General features: G+C 71.6%; 6 protein-coding genes. 4 read left to right on the top strand and 2 right to left on the bottom strand.

Annotated elements, in window-relative coordinates:
• Positions 1 to 1,011 (bottom strand): AAA family ATPase (locus A5714_RS05570; protein WP_068283557.1); only part of this gene is annotated, 1,011 nt, incomplete at its 3' end.
• A 60-nt stretch (positions 1,012 to 1,071) separates the two neighbouring features.
• Positions 1,072 to 1,635 carry a hypothetical protein gene (locus A5714_RS05565; RefSeq protein WP_068283554.1) on the bottom strand — a complete coding sequence of 188 codons (564 nt, stop codon included), beginning with the start codon at positions 1,633 to 1,635 and terminating at the stop codon, positions 1,072 to 1,074.
• 287 nt (positions 1,636 to 1,922) lie between these two features.
• Here A5714_RS05565 and carD point away from each other — a divergent pair, with 287 nt between their 5' ends.
• The 4 genes from carD to cysS all read left to right on the top strand — a co-directional run.
• A complete protein-coding gene (gene carD / locus A5714_RS05560; RefSeq protein ID WP_007166539.1) occupies positions 1,923 to 2,411 on the top strand; it encodes an RNA polymerase-binding transcription factor CarD in 489 nt (162 codons plus the stop codon).
• 15 nt (positions 2,412 to 2,426) lie between these two features.
• The gene (ispD, locus tag A5714_RS05555; RefSeq protein ID WP_068070561.1) at positions 2,427 to 3,116 is read left to right on the top strand and encodes a 2-C-methyl-D-erythritol 4-phosphate cytidylyltransferase; all 690 of its coding nucleotides are present in this window, start codon (positions 2,427 to 2,429) and stop codon (positions 3,114 to 3,116) included.
• 11 nt (positions 3,117 to 3,127) lie between these two features.
• Positions 3,128 to 3,634: a 2-C-methyl-D-erythritol 2,4-cyclodiphosphate synthase gene (ispF, locus tag A5714_RS05550; RefSeq protein WP_156671272.1), complete on the top strand. Its 507-nt coding sequence runs from the start codon at positions 3,128 to 3,130 to the stop codon at positions 3,632 to 3,634.
• 19 nt (positions 3,635 to 3,653) lie between these two features.
• A partial coding sequence (gene cysS, locus A5714_RS05545; RefSeq protein ID WP_068283551.1) for a cysteine--tRNA ligase occupies positions 3,654 to 4,826 on the top strand: 1,173 nt, incomplete at its 3' end.

Genomic DNA, 4,826 nt, shown 5'->3' with positions numbered 1-4,826 from the left:
CATCGCCGCGCGAGAGTGGTCGATGCCGCTGACAGCCCGCCGCGGTGACCCGCCCGCCGGCGTGGCCAGCAACGCCTGCACCTCCCCGATCAGTGGCCGTTTGCCGTCGAGCGTCACGGTGATCGCGGTGCCTGGGACCGGGGCCGGCCGCTGGTCGAGGAACAGGTTCGACGGGTCCGCGATGCCCTCGATGCCCGTGTCGTGCAACAGGAAACAGCCGACCTCGTCCGCGGCGCCGAAGCGGTTCTTGATGCCGCGGACCATGCGCAGGGAGCCGGTGCGGTCGCCCTCGAAGTGCAACACCACGTCGACGAGGTGTTCCAGCGAGCGCGGCCCGGCTATCGCGCCGTCCTTGGTGACGTGGCCGACCAGGATGAGGGCGACGTTGTTGGCCTTGGCGGCGGCGGTGAGCGCGGCGGTGACCGCACGGACCTGTGTGACACCGCCGGACACGCCGTCGGCCTCGGTGGTGGACATGGTTTGCACCGAGTCGACGATCACCAGCGCGGGCTTGACCGTCGCGATGTGCTCGAGCACCGTGTGCAGGTCGGATTCGGCGGCCAGGAACACCTCCGCCGCCGCCGGGCCGCCGCACCCGGTGCGGTCGGCCCGCAGGCGGATCTGCCCGGCCGACTCCTCGCCGGAGATGTACAAGGCGCGGCGGCCGGACTGCGCCCAGCGGTGCGCGACCTCGAGCAGCAGCGTCGACTTACCGACGCCGGGATCGCCGGCCAACAGCGTCACCGAACCGGGGACCACACCCCCGCCCAGCACCCGGTCGAGTTCGTCGACGCCGGTGGAACGGTGCCGGCTGGCATTGGGCTCGACGGCGGTGATGGGGACCGCCGGCGCGGCGGCCCTGGCACCCCGGCGTGCGGCGCCGCCCACCGTGCTGAGCACCGGCACTTCCTCGACCGTGCCCCAGGTGCCGCACTCGAGGCAGCGGCCCACCCACTTGGCCGTGACGTGCCGGCATTCCGAGCAGCGGTACTGGGAGCGTGCGTTGGCCACCCCATGACGGTATCGAGCCGGTACGACAAGCCCCCGCCGCGACAGGCGGTCGGTGTCGGGTTAGCTGGGCTGTGGCGAGAGCCCGGCGGTCACGGGCACCAGCACGCTGGCCTGGCCGGCGCGCTCGAAGCTGAAGGTGAAGTTGTAGGTCAGCCCGTTCGAGATCGGCTTGGCCAGGGTGATGGTCGCCTTGGCGGCGGCGCTGTTGTCGATGGGGCCGGGCGCCACCTTCTGGCCGTCCGGCGTGCCGATGAACAGCATGCCGCCTGCGGGCAGCCGCGGGTCACCGCTGAGGGCCACCGAGCCGATGTCGCTAGTGACGCTCACCAGCCGGTCGGGGGCGTCCGGGGACTGGTTGGTCACCACCAGCACCAGCTCCACCTGGCGGCCCGGCTGCACGGCGTCGCCGGTCTGCGGGGTCTGGATGCGGATGTCCCGCAGCGCCACGTCGTGGATCGTGAGCTTGTTGCCGTTGATCGCCGGCTCCTGCACGGCCATCTGCGAGATCTGGCCCGCCCCGCAACCGCTGAGCGCGACGGCGAGCAGCGCCACGAGGCCCGCGATCACGAGCCGGGCGGGTTGCGCGCGACCGACGACGGGGAGGCTGATCTTGACGCGGTTCACTCACTGCCTCCTGCTGGGCCGTGTTCGGGTAGTGCAACTATGCACAGTAGTAGGAACCGTTCGCCCGCGGTAGCGCGGGGCGTGAGAGCACCGTTTCGATGCGGCGGCCGAACAGTTACCGGGCCGCGCGGGACGGCGGCAAGGCGCAGGAGTATCGTGTTTCATTGCACGACTTGCTCCTCATGTCAACCCCTAATGTGCGCGTGTTGTGCCCCTGACCTGCACCGTTGCTTCGCGGCGGTTAGGCGGCCGTGTTAGGATGAAGTAACGAAAGGGGCTCGAAACAGATGATCTTCAAGGTCGGCGACACCGTTGTATACCCGCATCACGGTGCTGCGTTAGTCGAGGCGATCGAAACCCGCACCATCAAGGGAGAGCAGAAGGAATACCTCGTCCTGAAGGTTGCGCAGGGTGACCTGACCGTTCGAGTTCCCGCCGACAACGCTGAGTACGTGGGTGTCCGCGACGTCGTTGGACAAGAAGGTCTGGACAAGGTCTTCCAGGTGCTGCGCGCGCCGCACACCGAAGAGCCCACCAACTGGTCCCGCCGGTACAAGGCGAACCTGGAGAAGTTGGCTTCCGGCGACGTCAACAAGGTGGCCGAGGTAGTGCGCGACCTGTGGCGTCGTGACCAGGAGCGCGGCCTGTCGGCCGGCGAGAAGCGCATGCTGGCCAAGGCGCGTCAGATCCTGGTCGGCGAGCTGGCCCTGGCCGAGAGCACCGATGACGCCAAGGCGGAGACCATCCTCGACGAGGTTCTCGCCGCCGCTTCCTGAAGGCCCTGACGCTCGGTGGTCCCGGCGACGGGCGCTCGAGGCGCGGTCGTCGCCGTCGTTCCGGCCGCCGGATCCGGCGTGCGGCTCGCCGCGGGGATTCCCAAGGCATTCTGTGAGGTCGACGGGCGCACCCTGCTGGAGCGCTCCGTCACCGGTCTGCTGCGCTCCGGCGTCGTCGACCATGTCGTGGTGGCCGTCCCGGCCGACCGCGCCGAGCAGGCCGGGCGGCTCCTTCCCGACGGCGTCACCGTCGTCGCCGGGGGACCCGACCGCACCGCGTCCGTCGGCCTGGCGCTGGCGGCGCTGTCCGGGAAGCCCGAGTTCGTGCTGGTGCATGACGCCGCCCGCGCGCTGACGCCGGCGCCGGTGATCCAGCGCGTGGTCGACGCCCTGCGCGCCGGTCACCGCGCGGTGGTGCCGGCGCTGCCGGTGCATGACACCATCAAGGCCGTGGACGCCGACGGGGTGGTTCTGGGCACGCCCGAGCGGGCCGGTCTGCGCGCGGTGCAGACGCCGCAGGGGTTCGCCACCGAACTGCTGTTGCGGGCGTACGGCGTCCCGCGCCCCGCCGCGGGCTTCACCGACGACGCGTCGCTGGTCGAGCACGTCGGCGGCCAGGTTCGGGTGGTCGCCGGGGACCCGCTGGCGTTCAAGATCACCACCCCGCTCGACCTGACGCTGGCCGAAGCGATCGTGCGCCGGTGACCACGGACCCGCTGCCGCTGCCCAGGGTCGGGCTGGGCGTCGACGTGCACCCGATCGAGCCCGGGCGGCCCTGCTGGCTGGTCGGGTTGCTGTTCGCCGACGCCGACGGCTGCGCCGGCCACTCCGATGGCGACGTGGGCGCGCACGCGCTGTGCGACGCGGTGCTGTCGGCGGCCGGGCTGGGCGACGTGGGCGCCGTGTTCGGGGTCGACGACCCGCGCTGGGCGGGCGTCAGCGGCGCCGACATGCTGCGCCACGTCGCCGAGTTGGCCGCCGCCGCGGGATACCGGATCGGCAATGGCGCCGTGCAGGTCATCGGCAACCGGCCCCGGATCGGCCCGCGCCGCGCCGAGGCGCAGCGGGTGCTCTCGGAGCTGCTCGGGGCGCCGGTGTCGGTGTCGGCCACCACGACCGACGGCTTGGGGCTGACCGGACGCGGCGAGGGCGTCGCCGCCATCGCCACCGCGCTCGTGGTCCCCGCGCAGCAGACGGCGACCGCCCCGGGAGCCGGGAGCTGACCCGGTAAGCTGGCACGTCGTGACCGATTGCGGCCCGTTGCGGCTCCACGACACGGCGACGGGCGTCGTCCGTGACTTCGTGCCGCTGCGCCCCGGCCACGTCTCCATCTACCTGTGCGGCGCCACCGTGCAGGGCCTGCCGCACATCGGGCACGTCCGCAGCGGCGTCGCCTTCGACATCCTGCGCCGGTGGCTCATTGCGCGCGGCTGCGACGTCGCCTTCATCCGCAACGTCACCGACATCGACGACAAGATCCTCAACAAGGCGGCCGCCGCCGGCCGGCCCTGGTGGGAGTGGGCGGCGACCTACGAGCGGGCCTTCTCCGCGGCCTACGACGCCCTGGACGTGCTGCCGCCGTCCGCCGAGCCGCGCGCGACCGGGCACATCACCCAGATGGTCGAATTGATCCAGCGCCTGATCGAAACCGGTCACGCCTATGCCGCCGGTGGCGACGTCTACTTCGACGTGCTCAGCTACCCGGAGTACGGGCAGCTGTCCGGCCACCGGATCGACGACGTCCACCAGGGCGAGGGCGCCGCCACCTGCAAACGCGACCAGCGCGACTTCACGCTGTGGAAGGCGGCCAAGCCCGGCGAGCCGTCCTGGCCCACCCCCTGGGGCCGCGGCCGCCCGGGCTGGCACCTCGAATGCTCGGCGATGGCCCGCACCTATCTCGGCGCGGAATTCGACATCCACTGCGGCGGCATGGATCTGGTGTTCCCGCACCACGAGAACGAGATCGCGCAGAGCCGGGCCGCCGGCGACGGGTTCGCCCGTTACTGGCTGCACAACGGCTGGGTGACGCTGGGCGGCGAGAAGATGAGCAAGTCGCTGGGCAACGTGCTCGCCATCCCGGCGATGCTGGAGCGCGTGCGACCGGCCGAGCTGCGCTACTACCTGGGCAGCGCGCACTACCGGTCGATGCTGGAATTCTCCGAGACCGCCCTGCAGGACGCCGTGAAAGCCTATGTGGGCGTTGAGGAATTCTTGCACCGGGTGCGGGTACGCGTCGGTGCCGTCGAGCCCGGCGAGTGGACCGCGCGGTTCGGCGCCGCCCTCAACGACGACCTGGCCGTGCCGGCGGCGTTGGCCGAGGTGCACCACGCCCGCGCCGAGGGCAACCGCGCCCTGGACTCCGGCGACCACGAGGCCGCGCTACACCACGCCGGGGCGATCCGGGCCATGCTCGGC

The organism is Mycobacterium sp. E2462 (assembly GCF_001672685.1).
Lineage (GTDB): Bacteria > Actinomycetota > Actinomycetes > Mycobacteriales > Mycobacteriaceae > Mycobacterium.
This window is presented reverse-complemented; position numbering and strand designations above follow the sequence as displayed.

Coding starts and splice junctions, on each gene's coding strand:
- carD (WP_007166539.1), top strand. CDS start 1,923: ATGATCTTCAAGGTCGGCGACACCGTTGTATACCCGCATCACGGTGCT.